Annotated in this window: 19 protein-coding genes; 8 read left to right on the top strand and 11 right to left on the bottom strand. The window is 63.9% G+C overall.

From position 1 onward, the window contains the following. Positions 1–113: 113 nt before the first annotated feature. Together BRSPCE3_RS14645 and BRSPCE3_RS14640 are read right to left on the bottom strand one after the other, a co-directional pair. A complete protein-coding gene (locus tag BRSPCE3_RS14645; protein ID WP_244066505.1) occupies positions 114–389 on the bottom strand; it encodes a YiaA/YiaB family inner membrane protein in 276 nt (91 codons plus the stop codon). Positions 390–445: 56 nt separating this feature from the next. Continuing rightward, on the bottom strand, positions 446–1,141 hold the full coding sequence (locus BRSPCE3_RS14640) for a PspA/IM30 family protein (protein WP_244066504.1): 696 nt from the start codon (positions 1,139–1,141) through the stop codon (positions 446–448). 112 nt (positions 1,142–1,253) lie between these two features. On the opposite strand from BRSPCE3_RS14640, the gene BRSPCE3_RS14635 reads away from it, so the two are divergent. The 3 genes from BRSPCE3_RS14635 to BRSPCE3_RS14625 all read left to right on the top strand — a co-directional run bounded on the left by BRSPCE3_RS14635 (position 1,254) and on the right by BRSPCE3_RS14625 (position 3,662). Beyond that, the gene (locus BRSPCE3_RS14635) at positions 1,254–1,862 is read left to right on the top strand and encodes a TetR/AcrR family transcriptional regulator (RefSeq protein ID WP_244066503.1); all 609 of its coding nucleotides are present in this window, start codon (positions 1,254–1,256) and stop codon (positions 1,860–1,862) included. Between the two features lie 223 nt (positions 1,863–2,085). Continuing rightward, entirely contained in the window at positions 2,086–2,295 is a 210-nt protein-coding gene (locus tag BRSPCE3_RS14630) for a cold-shock protein (protein WP_097671727.1), read from the top strand. Between the two features lie 233 nt (positions 2,296–2,528). Then, positions 2,529–3,662, top strand: a complete 1,134-nt coding sequence (locus BRSPCE3_RS14625; RefSeq protein ID WP_244066548.1) for an acyl-CoA desaturase — start codon at positions 2,529–2,531, stop codon at positions 3,660–3,662. Positions 3,663–3,674: 12 nt separating this feature from the next. Here the strand turns inward: BRSPCE3_RS14625 and BRSPCE3_RS14620 are convergent, their stop codons facing one another. Beyond that, the gene (locus BRSPCE3_RS14620) at positions 3,675–4,037 is read right to left on the bottom strand and encodes a cupin domain-containing protein (protein ID WP_244066502.1); all 363 of its coding nucleotides are present in this window, start codon (positions 4,035–4,037) and stop codon (positions 3,675–3,677) included. Between the two features lie 190 nt (positions 4,038–4,227). On the opposite strand from BRSPCE3_RS14620, the gene BRSPCE3_RS14615 reads away from it, so the two are divergent. Further along, positions 4,228–4,626, top strand: a complete 399-nt coding sequence (locus tag BRSPCE3_RS14615) for a hypothetical protein (RefSeq protein ID WP_244066501.1) — start codon at positions 4,228–4,230, stop codon at positions 4,624–4,626. A gap of 225 nt (positions 4,627–4,851) precedes the next feature. On the opposite strand, the gene BRSPCE3_RS14610 is transcribed toward BRSPCE3_RS14615, so the two are convergent. The 3 genes from BRSPCE3_RS14610 to BRSPCE3_RS14600 all read right to left on the bottom strand — a co-directional run bounded on the left by BRSPCE3_RS14610 (position 4,852) and on the right by BRSPCE3_RS14600 (position 7,558). Beyond that, positions 4,852–5,679, bottom strand: coding sequence for a molybdenum storage protein subunit alpha (locus BRSPCE3_RS14610; RefSeq protein WP_244066500.1), 828 nt, complete (start codon positions 5,677–5,679; stop codon positions 4,852–4,854). Between the two features lie 13 nt (positions 5,680–5,692). Beyond that, positions 5,693–6,505 carry a uridine kinase gene (locus BRSPCE3_RS14605; protein WP_244066499.1) on the bottom strand — a complete coding sequence of 271 codons (813 nt, stop codon included), beginning with the start codon at positions 6,503–6,505 and terminating at the stop codon, positions 5,693–5,695. A gap of 237 nt (positions 6,506–6,742) precedes the next feature. Next, positions 6,743–7,558: a 2-keto-4-pentenoate hydratase gene (locus BRSPCE3_RS14600; RefSeq protein ID WP_244066498.1), complete on the bottom strand. Its 816-nt coding sequence runs from the start codon at positions 7,556–7,558 to the stop codon at positions 6,743–6,745. A gap of 369 nt (positions 7,559–7,927) precedes the next feature. On the opposite strand from BRSPCE3_RS14600, the gene BRSPCE3_RS14595 reads away from it, so the two are divergent. Next, positions 7,928–8,959 carry a DUF6709 family protein gene (locus tag BRSPCE3_RS14595; protein ID WP_244066497.1) on the top strand — a complete coding sequence of 344 codons (1,032 nt, stop codon included), beginning with the start codon at positions 7,928–7,930 and terminating at the stop codon, positions 8,957–8,959. A gap of 36 nt (positions 8,960–8,995) precedes the next feature. Here BRSPCE3_RS14595 and BRSPCE3_RS14590 read toward each other — a convergent pair whose 3' ends face one another. Further along, positions 8,996–9,982: a zinc-dependent alcohol dehydrogenase family protein gene (locus tag BRSPCE3_RS14590; RefSeq protein WP_244066496.1), complete on the bottom strand. Its 987-nt coding sequence runs from the start codon at positions 9,980–9,982 to the stop codon at positions 8,996–8,998. Positions 9,983–10,107: 125 nt separating this feature from the next. On the opposite strand from BRSPCE3_RS14590, the gene BRSPCE3_RS14585 reads away from it, so the two are divergent. After that, positions 10,108–10,683, top strand: coding sequence for a TetR/AcrR family transcriptional regulator (locus tag BRSPCE3_RS14585; protein ID WP_244066495.1), 576 nt, complete (start codon positions 10,108–10,110; stop codon positions 10,681–10,683). Between the two features lie 244 nt (positions 10,684–10,927). Then, positions 10,928–11,182: a hypothetical protein gene (locus BRSPCE3_RS14580; protein ID WP_244066494.1), complete on the top strand. Its 255-nt coding sequence runs from the start codon at positions 10,928–10,930 to the stop codon at positions 11,180–11,182. Positions 11,183–11,217: 35 nt separating this feature from the next. On the opposite strand, the gene BRSPCE3_RS14575 is transcribed toward BRSPCE3_RS14580, so the two are convergent. Continuing rightward, entirely contained in the window at positions 11,218–13,293 is a 2,076-nt protein-coding gene (locus BRSPCE3_RS14575) for a pyridoxamine 5'-phosphate oxidase family protein (RefSeq protein WP_244066493.1), read from the bottom strand. A gap of 60 nt (positions 13,294–13,353) precedes the next feature. Further along, complete coding sequence (locus BRSPCE3_RS14570) at positions 13,354–13,971, bottom strand: glutathione S-transferase family protein (RefSeq protein ID WP_244066492.1); 618 nt, start codon at positions 13,969–13,971, stop codon at positions 13,354–13,356. 291 nt (positions 13,972–14,262) lie between these two features. Between BRSPCE3_RS14570 and BRSPCE3_RS14565 the strand changes: the two genes are divergently transcribed. Then, complete coding sequence (locus BRSPCE3_RS14565; protein ID WP_244066491.1) at positions 14,263–15,222, top strand: hypothetical protein; 960 nt, start codon at positions 14,263–14,265, stop codon at positions 15,220–15,222. Positions 15,223–15,306: 84 nt separating this feature from the next. Here the strand turns inward: BRSPCE3_RS14565 and BRSPCE3_RS14560 are convergent, their stop codons facing one another. Further along, positions 15,307–15,720 carry a Rieske (2Fe-2S) protein gene (locus tag BRSPCE3_RS14560; RefSeq protein ID WP_074127539.1) on the bottom strand — a complete coding sequence of 138 codons (414 nt, stop codon included), beginning with the start codon at positions 15,718–15,720 and terminating at the stop codon, positions 15,307–15,309. A 71-nt stretch (positions 15,721–15,791) separates the two neighbouring features. Then, a complete protein-coding gene (locus tag BRSPCE3_RS14555) occupies positions 15,792–16,904 on the bottom strand; it encodes an amidohydrolase family protein (RefSeq protein ID WP_244066490.1) in 1,113 nt (370 codons plus the stop codon). Positions 16,905–16,907 lie beyond the last annotated feature (3 nt).

Raw genomic sequence — 16,907 nt, 5'->3', positions numbered from 1 at the left:
TGCGCTCGCACCTCAGGATGACCGGACTACTAGATCGGGCGCCCGATCGGGGCAAAGCTACTTAGGCAAAGGCGGCGGGCGAAAACCACCCGCCGCTTCGTCCTGGCTCCGGCTCACCCCGCCTTGGAGACTTCCATCAGCAGGCGTTCGGCCTTGGCGTCCTCGATGCGGTTGACGAACTTGCTGCTCTCGTAATTGTCGCGCACCGTCTTGGTCAGCGTGACGCAGGTCTGCACCAGCATCACGATGCCCATCGTGAGATAGCCCTTCATCCAGAGATCGATCGGCAGGAAGAACACGCCGACGGCGACGAGGAAAGCGCACGCTGCGAAGGACGCGTAGGTGAAGGTCACCCAGCTGCCGCTGTGGGGTTGGATGGTCTGGTTCATGGTGGTCTCCTCGATGTTAGATGATTTGAAGATGGCTTGGTTTCAGACTTGAGATTTCAGGCGGCAGGCGGGCGCCTGGCTTTCAGCCGCGCCAGCACGTCGTCGGCGGTCGATTTCATGCGCGGGCCAAAACCCTGCTCGGCGAGCCGTTCGGCGACGACGAGCGGACCCGACGCGGTATCGATCTCGAACAGCGCGTCATCGGCCGCCTGCATCTCGATCTGCCGCTCGCGCAGCCGCTTCAGCGTCGCTTCCGCTTCGGGCAGCGTCGATTCGTAGGGCCGCGCCGCCTCGATGCCGCTCCGGCGCAGCGAGCGCACCGCCTCCGAGGCACGGGCGAGGCGCCGGCCGCGATCGAGCTCGGCGATGCGCGCCTCGGCATTGGCGACGTGGCGCTTCAGTCGGGTAATCTCGGTGGCGAACAGGGTGCGCGCGGTCATCGCGGCGTCGCGTTCGGCCTCGAGGTTGGCGATCGCCTGCGCGGCTTCGCGGGCGAGATCCTCCCGGCCGCCCTCGAGCGCCGCCGAGGCGCGCACCTCGAGATCGGCGATCCGGGAGTTGGTGGCCTCGAGCCGGCGGCCCTCCTGCTGGTCGCCGGCGATCGCCAGGGCCAGCGACCGCTTCGAGCGCTCGACGGCGGCGGCGGCATCGCGCATCTGCTGGTCGAGGATGACCAGCGCGGTCCGGTCTTGCAGTTCCTCCTCGGCCACTGCCACGGTGCCGCGGAAAAGCGTGAAAACTGTTTTGAACATTTGATCGCTCCCTGTTATGAGCATCGCTCATGAATAATCTGTACCACATACTGAGCGACGCTCAAGAATTATTTGAGCATCGCTCAAGCGTATGGTTAACGGTAGGTAAAACATGTCCAAAGCATTGGAACGACGTGCAAAACTGCGCGAAGCGCTGATCGAGGCGGCGGAACGGGCGATTGCGGCAAAAGGTCTCGGCGGCCTGAAAACCCGTGAACTGGCCCAGGAAATCGGGGTCGCCAATGGCGGCGTCTACAATCTGGTCGAGGATGTCGACGAGCTGATTCTGCGCGTCGGCTCACGCACGCTGGCGCGGCTCGACGCCTCGCTGTCGCTGGCCGAGATCGGCGCCGCCGCGGCGCCGCGCGAAATGCTGGTGCGGATCGCGGTCGCCTATTGCGACTTCGCCGCCGACAATCTCGAACTGTGGCGCGCGCTGTTCGAGCACCGCATGCAGCCCGGCAAGCCGGTGCCGGAATGGGCCATCACCGAGCAGATGGAATTGTTCCGCCACATCTACAAGCCGCTCGCCGCGCTGTTTCCGCAGCGCTCGCCGGCGCAGCTCGGCGTCACCGCGCGCAGCCTGTTCTCCGCCGTGCATGGCATGGTCGCGCTCGGGCTGGAGCACAAGCTGATCGCGGTGCCGATCGGCCAACTGCGCAGCGAGATCGCGACCTTGACGCGCGCGATGGTCGATGGCCTGACGGCGAAGAAGGATTAGGCCCCGTGGCCCCAAAGGCGCGCAGCGGTCGAGGTCAGAAAGGGACAAGCCCCTTGCGAAACGATCGAACTGTAGTTATTTACCTTGGATCGAGTTTCGGCCGAACGACTTGGCCTCGCCGCTAATAGCGTGCCTGACTGACGACCCTCACCCCCCAAACTTCGAGTTCACCTGCCGCGCCCTCGGGTGCGGCTCCAAACACGCATCTATAGGACTATTTTCCATGAGCATGGGAACAGTGAAGTGGTTTAACGGCCAAAAGGGTTTCGGCTTCATTCAGCCGGACGACGGCGGCCAGGACGTTTTCGTTCATATCAGCGCGGTCGAACGCGCCGGCATGAGCTCCCTCAACGAGGGACAGAAGGTCTCCTTCGAGATCGTTGCAGACCGCCGGACCGGCAAATCTGCAGCGGACAACCTGCGCGCGGTGTAAGCTGCGACAATCGGCCATGCTGCTTTGACCACGGATGAACTGGCAAAGCTTCTGGTTACGCGACCCCGCGACTGGTCACCCGGCCGCGGGGTTTTCTTTATCAACACCGCGCGCGATGCCCGCCAGGACCAGGACTTGAACCGTCTGCCGGCGAAGCGGCCCCGCGCATTGAAGCAGCCGAGGTCGTGAGCGTGTCCACCAAGTTCGATCCGGCTCAGCAGCACGACGACATCATGTACCCGCAGGTGCTCCCGTTCCTGCTGGTCCACGTCGGGTGTCTGGCGGCGATCTGGTCGGGCGTCTCATGGCAAGCGATCACAATTTGCGTCGCGCTCTATTGGCTGCGCATGTTTGCGATCACGGCGGGGTATCATCGCTACTTCTCGCATCGGGCTTACGCAACGAGCCGGACGTTTCAGTTCATCCTTGCATTCCTTGCCCAGAGCAGCGCCCAAAAGAGCGTGCTTTGGTGGGCCGCGAAACATCGGCATCACCATCTTCATTCGGATACCGAGCACGATGTGCATTCGCCGGGGCATAAAGGCTTCGTGTACAGTCATCTCGGCTGGATCTTTTATCGGCAGCACGATGTAACTGATCTGACGAAAGTTGCAGATTTTGCCTCGTATCCGGAGTTGATGTGGCTGCACAAATCGGAGGTGTTGCCGGCGATCGTGGTCGCAGGTCTGTGCTTCCTCGTTGCGGGCTGGTCGGGGCTCGTGGTCGGTTTCTTCTGGAGCACGGTGCTGCTGTATCACGCCACGTTTTGCATCAACTCGCTCGCGCATGTTCACGGACGCAAGCGCTATGTGACGGGCGACGACTCCCGCAACAACTGGCTGCTGGCCCTGTTCACGATGGGCGAGGGTTGGCACAACAATCATCACGCCTACCAAAGCAGTGCGCGGCAGGGCTTCCGGTGGTGGGAGATTGATGCGACCTATTATGTTCTGGTGGCCTTGTCCTGGCTCGGTATTGTCTGGGACATGAAGGCGCCGCCCATGCAGGTTCTCCGCAACGAGCAGCGCTTGGGATCACGCGTGATCAAGCGAACGGCCGAGCAGCTCGCCGGCCGCTTCAATCCCGAATACATCGCGCAGGCGATCAGATCGTCGGTCCACGAAACCGGATTGTCGGTGCGGGAAGCGCTTGCGCTGCTGCAGCACCGTGCCGATCTGCATCTGCCCAGCATCCCGACGCGTGAGCGGTTGCTGGCCGAAGCCCAGGCCATGTTCGCGAAGACCAGTTCGTTGGACGACATCGTCGATCGTGCCCATGAACTGCTGGTGGAATCGGTTTGCCTTCTGCTGGCCGTTCCCCTGCCGCTGGCCAGCGCAAGTTCGAAACCTCAGGCGAGCCAGCGGTAGCGTTCCGCAGTCTTACGGCTCCATCGTGTAAGCGCGGCCGGGCTCGAGCGCGTAGATCGTCAGGAAGCGCAGCGGCCGTTCCGGGTCACAATTGCGAAACAGCGTGTGCGGAACGTCAGGGCGATCCTGCAAGGTCTCGCCTGCCCGATATGTTCGTGGCGCCTCGTCGCCATAGGCGGACTCGGCGGTGCCTTCGACGATGTAGATCACGCCGCCGACCGGATGCCGGTGCAGCGGGGCCACCCCGCCGGGCGGATAGGTCACCTCGGCCACGACCAGCTCACGATGATCGCCGGGCAGCGCAAGTCGCTCGAGGGTCTTGCGCGTGACGCCGGCAAACCCGGCTTGCTGGGCGTTGGTGTTGCTTTCAGCCATTGGAACCCTTCCCTGGTCACACGCGCCTTTGTCCCGCTCGGATCGGGCGCGACTATGGCGGCGCTCCGACGACGCAACAAGCGCCCAGGCATTTCAACACTTGTCACACCGGCGCGGCGAAGCCCTTGCCACCCCTGCTCCCACGTTGCAGGATTCCTGCGCAGTCACCTTTCAGCAGTGGGCGCTTTGCATGAAAACGAGCATCGTTACGACGCGGGCGCCGGCGGTTGCCGCCCTGGCGATCATCCTTGCGGCATCGGGAGCAAGGCCAGCGTCATCGGCGCAGCCCGTGCCGGAATGCTCGATGTCGGTGACATTGGCGGATTGGGGCGAGAATTCGAGCGGCGATATCGATGTCGCCTCCGGCGAGAGCTGCCAGATCCCGGTCGGGATCCGCGGCACCGTGACGGACTCGTCGATCTCGCAAAAGCCGGCCTACGGCAAACTGAAGAAGATCAACGCATCGACCTTCGAGTACCGGGCGAAGGCTAAGTACAAAGGCAATGACACGTTCGCGATCAAGGCGACGGGTCAGGGGCCGAAGGCGTCCGGCACCTCGGTCATCACGGTGCGCGCGACGATCAAATAGTCACCCGGGCGCGCGCTGGACCAAAGCGCAATAAGACTAGCGCGAGGAGCGATGGCATTGTGCTCCCTCTCCCCGTTCTTACGGGGAGAGGGTTGGGGTGAGGGGCTGCCTCCGCGCGTACGGTGATAGCTAGATCCGTGGAGACTCCCCTCACCCGCAACGCATCTAACGATGCGTTGCGACCTCTCCCCGCGCGCGGGGCGAGGTGAAGCGGAGTCCGCTGCGCTAGTTAGCCGGCCGCGCGCCGGCGCGGATGATCGACCCGACATGCTGGCCGCGCAGCGCCGCGGTGAGCCGGCCGGGAACGAGGCCGTTCACGACCTGCACCCGCTCGAGGTGCCGCGCATTGGCCATCACCTCGAGCAGCGCGGGATCGAACGGCAGCGTGCCCTTCAGCTTGGCAAGGTCGGCGAGGCTGGCCTCGCGCAGCAGCTGCGCCTTCTTGCCGTTCGGACCATTGGGATCGTCGGTGTACACGCCATCGACATCCTCGACGATGGTGAGGCCGGCCGCGCCGAGCGCATCGGCGATCAGGAAGGCGCCGGTGTCGGCACGATGCATCGGGATGCGCGAGTTCGGAAACTCGTGGTGGTGATAGGGCGGGAAGCCACTGCCCACCACCGCGCGGGCCGCGGAGAGATGGATCGCAAGCTGGCTCGCGATGGTCGGATGCTCGATGTAGGACACGCCGTCCGGCGCGAGCAGGCAGCCGAGAATATGGCCGTTCTGCCCGGCCTCGCTCGCCGCGAGCGGCTGCAGCGAGCCGACCGGCAGCCCGAGGTCGAGGCCGACGCTGTAGAGATGGCGGGCGCGGATGCCGGCGCCGGTCAGGATCAGCATGCGGTGCTCGGGCAACAGCGCGCGCAGCTCGGCGACAACAGGCAAGATCGCCTCATGGCCGCGGTCCATGATGGAGCGGCCGCCGATCTTGATCACCTGCACCCAGGGCAGCAGGGGAATCGGACGTCCGCCGGCGACGGGACGGGTGAGATCGCTGTCGAGCAGGGTCTGGCGCGCGAGCGGCGAAGCGACGTGCTTGATGGTGTCATCCATGGTCGTGTCTCGCTCAGTTCGCGGTGATGATGGTGCCGACATGCTCGCCCGCGAGCGCGCGGCTGAGATTGCCGGGGACGAGGCCATTGATGACCTGCACCTGGCGGACATGACGTGCGGTGGCGAGCAGGTCGAGCACCGGGAATTCGAGGATCGAATCCTGCAATCCCTTGCCCTTCATCTCGGCGACCGAAATCTTCGGAATGAAGGTCGCGCCCTTCGCGGTCTTCGGGTTCGCGGTGTAGAGGCCGTTCTCGTCCTTCACATAGATCATCGCCTTGCAGCCGAACTGCTCGGCGACCAGGAAGCAGCCGGCGTCGGTGCGGTAGGGCGGGATCATGCCCTCGGGCGCCGGCCGCATCCACAAGCCATACGGCGGCATGCCGCTGAAGATCACGGCGTTGACCTCGGCGAGGTAAAGCGGCACGGCCGAAAGCCCGGCGCCGCTGACCGCGGAGATGCCGTGCTTGGCCAGCAACTGGCCCAGCATCACGGCGTTCTGATCGGCAACCGAGGCGCCGAGCTGCGACAGCACGCCGGCCGGCAGCCGAAGCCCGGCCGCGATCGAATAGAGATGCCGGGCACGGGTGCCCGCCCCGGTCCCGATCAGCAGCTTGTGCGCCTCGCGGGCCGCGACGATCTCGTCGACCAGCGGATAGACCGCGGCGCGGCCGCGGTCGATCACGCTCTGCCCGCCGATCTTGATCACCGTGGCATCCGGCAGGATCCGGAAGTCCGATGCCGCCTCCGCCGTCGCCAAGAGCTGCGGATCGGTCAGCGACCGCTGCATCAGGAGCGCTTCGAGCTCCGCCGTCGTGTTTGCCATGAGAAACGTCCTCTCTCCAATGCGCCTGGCATTGCTTCCGTCGGCCCCTGCGACATCCGCACCGGTCTCCACCGGCGGCTCGCGACGGCCCGCAACCGAATTGCACTGGTAGCGGTAAGCCGGACCGGTCTCAAGATGCAATGGCAATGATGCCGCGCACCACCGTGTCGAGGCACCGACGGCCTAACATCGGGCAACCACGCGATTATTACGGGTGCCCGGCGGCGCGAGACACGGTCAGGCGAATTGAACAGTGACGTCTTCGAGGGGAATGCCGATGGCCTTGGCGGTCCAGCGCTCGCCTGGCTTGATCGGCATCGGCAATGTCAGGGTGCCGGTGGAAATCACGTCGCCCACAGCCAGCGGCGGATTGTGCGGGTCCTTGGCCAGCAGTTCGACCAGATGGCGCAACGCCTGCAGCGGGCTGTCGAGCACCAGCGCGCCGCCGCCGCGCTGCACCGTCTTGCCGTCGCACTGAAGCTCGGCCTCGAAGGTGGCGAGCTCACGCTGCCATGCGCTCTTGCGCGGCGCGATCGCATGACGCGTGCCGATCAGCAGCGCCCCGTGCACGCCGTTCGCGGCCACGGTGTCGGCGGCGGCGAATTTCCAATCCGGGTAGATCGACTGCACGATCTCATAGCCGAGCGCGACCCACGCGATGCAGCCGAGCAGCGCATCATCGCTCATGGACGGCGACGGCTGCGCGCCGATGCCGAACATGATCTCCGGCTCGATGCGGGGTTCGCACAAATCATCCAGCGCCATCACCTGCGTGTCCGCGAGGTCGCGCGTGGTGCGGCTGGTGGCGTATCCCCACACCGGCGAGTCGACGCCGTAGGCCTGCCACATCTGGCGATTGGTGAAACCGATCTTGCGGCCGGTTATTCGCTCGCCGCGGGCCTCGAACGCCGCGCGAAGCAACGGCGTGACCTGATAGGCCTGCGCCAGCGTGATGCCGTCCGGCCGCGAGGAAAACGTCTGGATTTGGGAGTGGCTGGCCCACGAGGCGAGGACCTCGTTGGCGATCGCTTCGATCCTGGCATGCGCTGTCATGCGCGATCTCTACACCAGCGCGCCGGCAGCGTCCAATTGAGCGGCGAGCCTGTCGTAGCGCGTCCGCTTGCCGCGCCGTAGTGCACGAGCGGGGAAGACCAAAGCTCAAATTTTATGAGTTCAAGCAATCGAAACGTGACCGACACCAAGCCAGGCCCCCGCCGTTAAAGTCACTTTAATCACCTGCGCTGCAGCCTCCGGCAGCAGTCCCGAAGCAAGACTATACGCCTGAGTTCATCGTCGCGGCGGCCGGCCGAGCTTCCCGAACGATCGGAGATTGCATTCGCGCGACGTTCCCAGGGTGCCTGCCTCGAAGGACCAGGCAGACAAACGCCCGAACGATAGGCGGGTCCGACCGGAAGCAGAGGTATGAGCATGACATGGGTCGAGCGCCAGATCCGCAACACGAGCTTGCGTCAGCTCGGCGCGTGCCTTGTGCTGCTGGCGTTTGCAGCTGTCATGGTGCTGAAAAACGTACAGTTTCTCGACAACTACGCCAGAGGCGCGGTTGCGATGTCGCAAGACCAGGTGCGCGCGGTGACGGGTCTTCCGCAACTATCGCGCAACTGGGTCGCGCTGCAGGCCGACAAGGTCGTTTCGACCGGCGTCTACTCCCGGGGCAAATATGACCACACGATATTCTCTATTGCCCAGCTCGGGGACCGCTTGCTCTTGATCAAGGCGCTCCCGGATCGCGTTCTCGACGCGAAAGCGCTGAGCGGCGGCCTGCTTGCCGCCGACATGGAGACGATCGGCCGGATCAGTCGCCTCACCAAGCGGAGTGGCGATGCCAGCGCGGCGTTTCTCCCTGTCATGCTCGACACGGAGCAATACACCTCCGCCGCCGTCGCGGTCGTGCTGATCTTGATTGCGGTACCATTGGCGCTCGCTATCTTGATCGGCTGGCGAGCACTCTCGCGATTTAACGCGCCATCATCGCATCCCGATTTACGTGCGGTCTGCGGGCAGGCCGCCAATGCGTTGGAAATGCTCAGCGCGCGGCTGGAGCATGACATTACGACGGCCAGATCTGGCTTGAAGCTTCGCGGCCACGTGCGGATTACCGACACGCACGTGTTGCAAAGGGGCTGGTTCAGGTTCCGACTGATGCCGCTGTCGGACATGCTCTATGCCTATAGCATGACGACAACGACACTGCTGTACGGCGTGATACCGACCAACCGCTCGCATTCGCTGATGCTTTACTTCGCCGACCAGAAGATGCGGGCTTCTGCCCGGAAGGCGCAAACTGCCGAGGTCATGGCGCACTTGGCGAGAGTGGCGCCATGGGTGTTGCTCGGCCACGCTCGCGAGCTCGACAAGGCATATAACAAAAACAGGTCGGGGCTCATTGACCTGGTCGCGGCGCGGCGCAAGCTGGTCGCAGCCGGTTCGCCGTAAACGAGGCTGCATTCCGGGCGGCGCCGGCATTGATAGCTACACGGCCCAGTTCGGCGTGAAGATGACCTTGCCCTTGAACGCCGCCGCTTGCGCGATCGCCTCCGGGAATTTCTCCAGACCGTAGCTGCCCACCACCGGCGCGCTGATCGCGCCCGATGCGACCATCGGCACCAGATGATCGTACATCCTCGCCAGCGCCTCGTCGCTTGCGGTCTTGCCCCAATGGCCGAGCCAGAAGCCGCGCACCGACACCTCGTTGAAGATCACGCTCAGGGCCGAGCCCGAGAACGGCTGTCCGCTCATCGCGCTGTAGATGACGAGCACGCCTTTTGGCGCGAGGCAATTCATCAGGTTCAAGGCGGATGTGCCGCCAACGACATCGAGCGCCAGCTGGATCGGCGCTTTGTCCGTCTCCCTGGCGACGCGCTTGGCGAGGTCAGGTCCGTCGACCAGCACGACATCGCCGCCGGCCGCCTTGACCTCGTCGACGACCTCCTCGCGCCGGACGATGTTGACGGTCTTCAAGCCGAGCGACCTGGCAATCGCGATCACCGCCCGCGCCGTCGCCGAGTTGGCGCCGTTCTGGATCACCCAGCCGCCGGGTGGAAGCTTCACGAAATCGGTCAGCAGCAGATAGGCGGTCGCCGGATTGACCCCGATCATGGAGAGTTGCTGGATATCCGCCTTTTCCGGCAACGGCCGTTGCCACGACGCCGTGAACTTGACGCGCTCGGTCCAGGTCGGGACCGTGAATGGAATCAGCGTGCGGTCGCCGGCCTTCAGGTTCTTGACCTGCGGTCCCGCGGCGACCACCCGCCCGACGCCCTCGATCCCGAGCGTGGCCGGCGGCGTCGGCAGATAGCCGTAGCGCCCCGCGATGATCATGAAATCCGAATTGTTGATCGGCGCGGCCTCGACTGCGACCACCACCTCGTTGGGGCCGGGAGCGCCGACATCCGGCACCTCGTTGAGCTTGACTACGTCCGCCGCACGCCCGAACGCAACGACCTGAACCGCCTTCATGGCACGATCTCCCGATTTCATTATGTACTTGTAAGTACAGAATGCGGCGCACGTCAATGGTCAAGCCTGCTTTCACAGCAAGGTGAAGGCTTCACATCCGACGCAGGAGTAAATAAAAGAGAGATATGGCACGGCCGCGCAGCTTCGATCCCGACGACGTCCTGGAAATCGCCCGCCAGATGTTCTGGCAGAAGGGATTTCAGGCGACCTCGCTCGACGAGATCACCGCGATGAGCGGCGTCGCCAAGCCCAGCCTCTATGCGGCGTTCGGCGACAAGAACGCGCTGTTCCTGAAAGTGCTGGACCGCTATCACGACGGCATCCTGGGCTGGGCCGAGCGCGTGCTGGCGCAACCGGGACCGGCCCGCGAGGCCATCCGGCAATGGCTCACCGGCTTCATCCCCTATTGCTCGGGCGAGAAGGGACAGCGCGGCTGCCTGTCGATCAATTCGGCGACCGACGGCTCGCTCGATCAGGCCGAGCTCCGCAAGAGCATCGAGCGCTACAACCGGCGGCTTGAAGACCTGCTGCGCACGCGGCTGCGCGCCGGCCGCGCCGAATTCAGCAAGGGCTTTGATCCCGACGTCACCGCGCAGACCATCATGGTGGTGCATGCCGGGCTGCTGGCGCTGGCGCATCAGAGGCCGGATGCCAGGCGGGTGAAGGCCGTGATCGACCAGGTGATGGGCCTGCTTGCCTGAATTGCCGGCACCCGGCCCGACCCGGCGGCACGCCGTACCCTCTCGCGAACGTGATTATATGATATTTGTCATCCTATTGATGTCAGGAACCCGGTGACCACTTCCGGATTGGCCCGAGATGGGCGCCCGGAATTGGGAACCAGATGAACAAACCGCGTTTGCGTATGACGCTCACCGTGCTCACCGCCGTGCTGTCGATGCCGGCGATCGGTCCGGCCAGGCCCATGATCACGACCATCCCGAGTTGAACGGCTGGTATGAAAGCCTGCACAGCGGCAAGGGTCCCTGCTGCGACGGCAGCGACGCGCAGCGCGTCGACGATGCCGATTGGGACACCAAGGACGGCCACTACCGCGTCCGCCTCGAGGGTGAGTGGGTCGACGTTCCCGATGAGGCCGTCGTGACTGGCCCGAACCGCGCCGGCCGCACCATGGTCTGGCCGTATTACCTGAACGGCCACCCGCGGCCACGCTGCTTCATGCCGGGCAGCATGGGCTGAGCGGCGAAGGCGCTGTGCAGGATGCGTACGGCTGTTCAGAGATCGAGCTGAATCCGCTCCTCGCCATCGCCATCCGGCTGCGCCGGCACCGCGCAGCAGATCAGCACCTCGTCATCGGCAAACTCGGCGGTCGGTTGCTTCACATAGGTGACGGCGCCCGCCAGCAGTTTCGTTCGACAGCTTCCGCAATTGCCTTCGCGGCAACTGAATCCGGGACTGAGGCCGCGCGCCTCCGCGAGGTCGAGCAGCGTTCCCGACTCCGGCGTCCAGCGCGCCTCCTTCATCGATGCGGTGAAGGCGACCGGGACCGGCGCGGTCGCGGCCGGCCGGCGCGGCGGCGCCGTGGTGACGACGTCCGGCTTCCGCAGCAGCGACGACGGGCCGAAGGACTCGGCATGAATCCTGCCATCGGCGATGTTGTAGCCGCGCAAGGCGTCATAGAGCGACTGAGTGAACCGCGGCGGCCCGCACAGATAGAAGTCGTAGTCGTTGAACGGCAGGACGCGCGACAGCAGCGCCATGTCGATCCGGCCCGCGGCGTCGTAATCCGTGCCCTGCTCGGCGCCAGCGACGTCACTGAGCACGCGGATGATCCTGATAGCACCGCCGGCGGCATCGGCCAGCTGCTGCAGTTCGTCGCCGAACGCGCGGTCCGCCTTCGCATGCGCCGCCTGGAACAGGAAGGTCGGCCGGATGCCGCGGGTGCGCAGCCCTTCGTAGACCACGTGGCGCAGCATCGCGAGCAGCGGCGTGATCCCGACGCCGCCGGCGAGCAGCACCGCGGGCCGCTTCTCGCGCGCATCGATCGTGAAGCCGCCGCCCGGCGCTCGCGCCTCGATGATGTCGCCGACATGGATCGTGTCGTGGAGATGCCGCGACACCAGCCCGTCGCGCTTCACGCTGATGCGGTACATGCCGTCCGACGGCGCGACCGACAGCGTGTAGGTGCGGATAACAGGCTTCTCTGAGCCGGGCAACGAGAGGCGGATCGGCAGATGCTGTCCGGCCTGATGGGGGAGCAGCCCCGCGCCATCGACCGGCTGCAGATGAAACGAGCGGATCGCGCGGCTCTCGTCGACGATCTCGGTGACCCTGAACGGACGCCACTGCCTCGCGCGCTCGGTTGCCCGGATACGATCGGCGGCCTGCGCCCAGTCGCCGGTCATCAGCGCATTCGGCGACCAGCCGTCGGCGCGAAAGGCCCAGCGCAGCGGCAGCGAGCCGCGCCGGCGCACCACGCGGCGGGCGCGGAAACTCCACAGCCGCTCGGCGCCCTGGAACGCCGCGATCTCGGGCGAGTCCAGCATCACCTCGGCATCGCCGCTCAACTGCAGCATGTCGCCGGTCTCGAAATCGACGAACAGCAGCCCGGCCTTGCCGTTGACGAGGATGTTGCCCAGCGTGTTGAAGAACAGATTGCCGGCGAAATCGGGGATCGTCAGCGTGCCGTCGGCGGCGACGCGCACGAAGCCGGCCTTGCCGCCGCGATGCGAGACGTCGACCTGGCGACGGTCCTCGCGCTCGGCATAGGACGCCACGAAGAAGGTATCGGCCGCCGCGATCGTGTCGCGCGCGGCCTGATCGAGCGTCGTGCTCGCCTCGACCTCTCCCTTGAACGGCTCATCCGGCGCACGCACGAAGGTGAAATCGCGCAGCTGGATGTATTGCGGGCAATTGCCAAAGCTCTGATCGAGCTCGAAGCTGAGCGCCTTGCCTGACGATGCGCGCAGCAGCCCGTTGGCACGGTTGCGGCGCCGCGTGTGCAGCTCGATTCCGAGCAGGCCGATCGCATCGCCTTCGCGCATGCCTTCGCTGACGGGATCGCTGGCGTCGGGCCGCGCATCGATCTCGAGGCTCCGCGGCGTCGGCGAGGCAATGAAGCCGGGCCGGCCGGCCAGCAGCGAGGCCCAGACGTCACCGCTTCGGTCCACGCTGCCGACCACGATGAAAGGTATCTGCGCGAAGAAATCGCGATGCTGGTCGGGCATGAAGTCGCGCACCGCGCGCTGGCCGACCGCCGCCATCTTCTCGACGACGCCGACCTTCTGCTGGATCGCCAGCTCGCCTTGATGCCAGGTCGCGAGCTTGCTCCTGGTTCGCCTGTCGCTCATCGCGTCGCCTCCCTTTCGGGGTTGGACGGGCGCGCCCGCGGGGCACGCCCGGTCGACATCTCACGCAGCTGCCGCCAGACCGGCGGCCGTCTTGGCAAAGGGCACGAAGCCCGGCAGCGCCTCGATCCGGCGCAGGAAGGCGTTGACGCTGACATAGGCGGAGAGATCGACATTGCCTTCGGGCGCGCTCGACAGATAGCTGTAGAGCGCGACATCGGCGATCGTCGGGCCCGTGCCGGCCAGCCAGTCGCGATCGGCAAGATGCGCCTCGAGCCGCTTGAGCAGCACATGGGCGCGCGCGATCACGTCGTCCGGATTGTGCTTGGCACCGAACACGGTGATGAGCCGCGCCGCGGCGGGCCCGAACGCGAGATCGCCGGCGGCAACCGACAGCCAGCGCTGCACGGCGGCGGCACCCTTGGCATCCTGCGGCAGCCAGTCGGTGCGGCCGAGCTTGGTCGCGAGATAGACCATGATCGCGTTGGAGTCGGAAATGATGGTGCCGTCATCGTCCAGCACCGGCACCTGGCCGAACGGATTGAGCGCGAGGAATTCCGGCGTCTTCTGCGCCGCGGACTTCAGGTCGACGTCGACCAGTTCGTGCGGAATGCCGAGCAGGGACATGAACAGGCGCGCGCGATGCGCGTGGCCGGAGAGGGCAAAGTGATAGAGCTTCATGGTGCCGTTCCTGATGTGGTGGACGGGGTGATCCCGACCGCCCACTCAAAATGGCCCATTGCACATTACATTATAATTGCCGACTATTGCACTTCATTATTGCAATAATTGCAATAAACTCATTAACTCTCATTCTCAGCGGGATCGCTTCCTGGCCAAACCGGGGCAGTTTGAGAACTGTCCACGAAAGAAATGGCTTGGTTAGCGTGATCGCGGTTAGCGCGAGCGCTTCAAGCCCTACATTCGGAAGTGATATTGAAAACTATCGATGATTCTTGTTGGCCACCTCCTATGTCCGATTCTGAAATTCCCGACAAAATTGGTCCGGCACTTCGGTGGGCCATAGCAGGTATCGCGCTTTTCGTTTTTTTCCTTATCGCCGCAGAGAAATTCACCGAAGGTCAATTCCGTGCTGGGGCCGTCAACGCGACCCTTTTCGTTGCTACTTTTCTCGTCGCCGTAAAATGGAACTCGCTAGCAAAACTGGTCGGCAAGGCAATTATTTATGTAGCCTATGCGCTGGCGGCGTCAGTTTTTCTAGGAACAGGAATTTTTATCGGGACGTTTTTCGCAAGCCCGTCTCGATTGTCAGAACCTGCGGCGGTCGGCAACATTGTCTGGAATTTTGATCAGACAGCAAACGGTCTCGGGTACTTTCTGACAATGCAAAAATTGTCCGATCAACCCGAAATTCGAGTTGTTTCGTTCGGAGGCAAAGGAAGAAACATTTCTGATAAGCCCATAGCGAAGTTCAGCGGGGTTATGCGTTCTGAGCAAACAAATATGACAATACCTTTGCTCTTGCTCGCTCAAGATCCGGATGAATCAAAAGCCATCGCATGTTTCCCGCATCCATGGATACCAACTTCCGCAGATGATACTTTCGGAATTCCGCCTCTCGCCGAGTTTGAGATTAGCAGCTCTGAAAAGCCATTCATCGAAACTGGCAAAGATGGAATTCCGCTCTCCAAATTCATGAACGATTTCGTTCCATTCACGATAGAACTCGAATACGATGGAACAAAATACGAGAGGCGCTTCACTTCTGAGGAGGTGAAGAGACAGCTTTCCGTTTTTGAAAAGAGCTATTCGCCACAAAGCAACCCGAGGGTGACGCGAAAGGCGACCGCTAAGCCGGCGCCATTGCTTCCCCTTCAAACACTCTTGCCAGCCGATCAACCAAAAATGTCTCGGCCCGGTTTGGCAAACCCAATTCCCCTGGATGGCTTACCGAAGCCGCCGCTCAATTGAGTACTTTTTTTTGCGAGAGAAGCCGGCTCCTTGATTTCTGCTTGATCTGCCACCGAACGCTGCCGCTCGGCTCTGACGCGTACCTCACACCTCGACGATCACGTAATTGTCTTCGATGTGCACCGGAAAGGTCTCGGCGACATACGGCCCCTTCTGCAACTCCGCGCCGCTCTCGACCGCGACCGGATAGGAGCGGATCCTGAACCGCTTGGGATCGAACCAGGACTGGCCGTTGCGGATGTCGAATTCCCAGCCGTGCCACGGACAGCGCAGCATCTCGCCGACGCGGTCGCGCTGATAGACGCCGGGCTCCGGCGAGGTCAGGCGGGCGACGCATGCCGCCTTCTCAAGCGGCGCGCCTTCGTGCGGACAGCGATTGAGCAGCGCGAAGAACTCGCCGTTGACGTGGAACACGACGATGTCGCGGCCCTCGAGGCCGAACACCTTGTTGCCGCCGGCCGGGATCTCGCTGGTGCGCGCGACGATGTGACGGGTCATCGGAATCCTCATAGCGTTTTCAAGCGAAGTGGACCTCCGGTTCGCGTGAGGAAAACGCGTCAAAACAAGAGTCAAAACTTGTAGACCGCGCGGGCGTTGCTGTTGAAGATCTTGCGGCGCTCGGCGTCGGTCAGCGGCGTCTTGAAGGCGTAGCGCGCGTCGTCATAGTCCCAGTGCGGATAGTCGGACGAGAACAGCAGCCGGTCGATGCCGACCCATTCGATCAGCTGACGCAGGTGCCGCGCTTCATCGGGCTCGTCGATCGGTTGGGTGGTGAACCAGAAACTCTGCTTCACATACTCGCTCGGCTTGCGCTTGAGATGCGGCACCTCGCTGCGGAAGCGCTCGAAATGCTGGTCCATCCGCCACATCGTCGCGGGGATCCAGCCGAAGCCGCCCTCGATGAACACGATCTTCAGTTTCGGGAAGCGCTCCGGCACGCCCTCCAGCACCAGGCTCGTGAGGTTCGAGGCCACCGTGTGCGCGTTCGACTGGTGCTCCTCGCAGTAATAGGACGGCCAGCCGCCGCCGGTCGGCGCATGTCCGCCATAGCCGCCGACATGGATGCCGAGCGGCAGGTCGAGCTCTTGCGCGCGCTCGTAGATCGGCCAGTAGCGGCGACGGCCGAGCGGCTCGTTGGCGCGCGGCGAGACGTTGATCTGGATGTATTCACCGGTCCTGGCGCAGCGCTCGATCTCGGCGAGGCCGAGGTCGGAGCCGTCCTGCCCGACCAGGATCGAGGCCTTCAGGCGCGGATCGCGGTGCGCCCAGAACGCGAGCTGCCAGTCGTTGATGGCGCGCTGGATCGCGGCGCCGAATTCCAGGTTCTGCTGCGAGAAGATGAAGAGGTCGAGCACCTGCAAAATGCCGAACTCGACATCGAAGGGATCGAGGTGCTGCTTGCGCATGAAATCGAGATCGGAGCCGGGCACGCCGCCGGTCGGCGGCCAGGCGTCGCGCCGCGCGATCAGCGGCGAGGAGCGCGGATACGGCGTGGTGCCGATATAGGGCGTGCGCAGATGGCTGCCATATTCCTTCAGATGCTGCTGCCAGCGCTTCGGCAAGAACTCGTTGAGGTCGCTGTGCGCATGGATGCTCGGATGGATGTCGCAATCGATGATCTTCAGCCGCGTCGCGGCGGTGGTCTCCTGGTTGAGCATCGGGCGGTCGATGACGTCACTCATGCG

This window comes from Bradyrhizobium sp. Ce-3 (assembly GCF_022835695.1).
In the GTDB taxonomy this organism is placed as follows: domain Bacteria; phylum Pseudomonadota; class Alphaproteobacteria; order Rhizobiales; family Xanthobacteraceae; genus Bradyrhizobium.
This window is presented reverse-complemented; position numbering and strand designations above follow the sequence as displayed.

Coding starts and splice junctions, on each gene's coding strand:
- BRSPCE3_RS14625 (WP_244066548.1), top strand. CDS start 2,529: ATGTACCCGCAGGTGCTCCCGTTCCTGCTGGTCCACGTCGGGTGTCTG.
- BRSPCE3_RS14560 (WP_074127539.1), bottom strand. CDS start 15,720: ATGACCCGTCACATCGTCGCGCGCACCAGCGAGATCCCGGCCGGCGGC.
- BRSPCE3_RS14585 (WP_244066495.1), top strand. CDS start 10,108: ATGGCACGGCCGCGCAGCTTCGATCCCGACGACGTCCTGGAAATCGCC.
- BRSPCE3_RS14565 (WP_244066491.1), top strand. CDS start 14,263: ATGTCCGATTCTGAAATTCCCGACAAAATTGGTCCGGCACTTCGGTGG.
- BRSPCE3_RS14620 (WP_244066502.1), bottom strand. CDS start 4,037: ATGGCTGAAAGCAACACCAACGCCCAGCAAGCCGGGTTTGCCGGCGTC.
- BRSPCE3_RS14610 (WP_244066500.1), bottom strand. CDS start 5,679: ATGGATGACACCATCAAGCACGTCGCTTCGCCGCTCGCGCGCCAGACC.
- BRSPCE3_RS14635 (WP_244066503.1), top strand. CDS start 1,254: ATGTCCAAAGCATTGGAACGACGTGCAAAACTGCGCGAAGCGCTGATC.
- BRSPCE3_RS14615 (WP_244066501.1), top strand. CDS start 4,228: ATGAAAACGAGCATCGTTACGACGCGGGCGCCGGCGGTTGCCGCCCTG.
- BRSPCE3_RS14575 (WP_244066493.1), bottom strand. CDS start 13,293: ATGAGCGACAGGCGAACCAGGAGCAAGCTCGCGACCTGGCATCAAGGC.
- BRSPCE3_RS14600 (WP_244066498.1), bottom strand. CDS start 7,558: ATGACAGCGCATGCCAGGATCGAAGCGATCGCCAACGAGGTCCTCGCC.
- BRSPCE3_RS14605 (WP_244066499.1), bottom strand. CDS start 6,505: ATGGCAAACACGACGGCGGAGCTCGAAGCGCTCCTGATGCAGCGGTCG.
- BRSPCE3_RS14640 (WP_244066504.1), bottom strand. CDS start 1,141: ATGTTCAAAACAGTTTTCACGCTTTTCCGCGGCACCGTGGCAGTGGCC.
- BRSPCE3_RS14555 (WP_244066490.1), bottom strand. CDS start 16,904: ATGAGTGACGTCATCGACCGCCCGATGCTCAACCAGGAGACCACCGCC.
- BRSPCE3_RS14645 (WP_244066505.1), bottom strand. CDS start 389: ATGAACCAGACCATCCAACCCCACAGCGGCAGCTGGGTGACCTTCACC.
- BRSPCE3_RS14590 (WP_244066496.1), bottom strand. CDS start 9,982: ATGAAGGCGGTTCAGGTCGTTGCGTTCGGGCGTGCGGCGGACGTAGTC.
- BRSPCE3_RS14570 (WP_244066492.1), bottom strand. CDS start 13,971: ATGAAGCTCTATCACTTTGCCCTCTCCGGCCACGCGCATCGCGCGCGC.
- BRSPCE3_RS14630 (WP_097671727.1), top strand. CDS start 2,086: ATGAGCATGGGAACAGTGAAGTGGTTTAACGGCCAAAAGGGTTTCGGC.
- BRSPCE3_RS14595 (WP_244066497.1), top strand. CDS start 7,928: ATGAGCATGACATGGGTCGAGCGCCAGATCCGCAACACGAGCTTGCGT.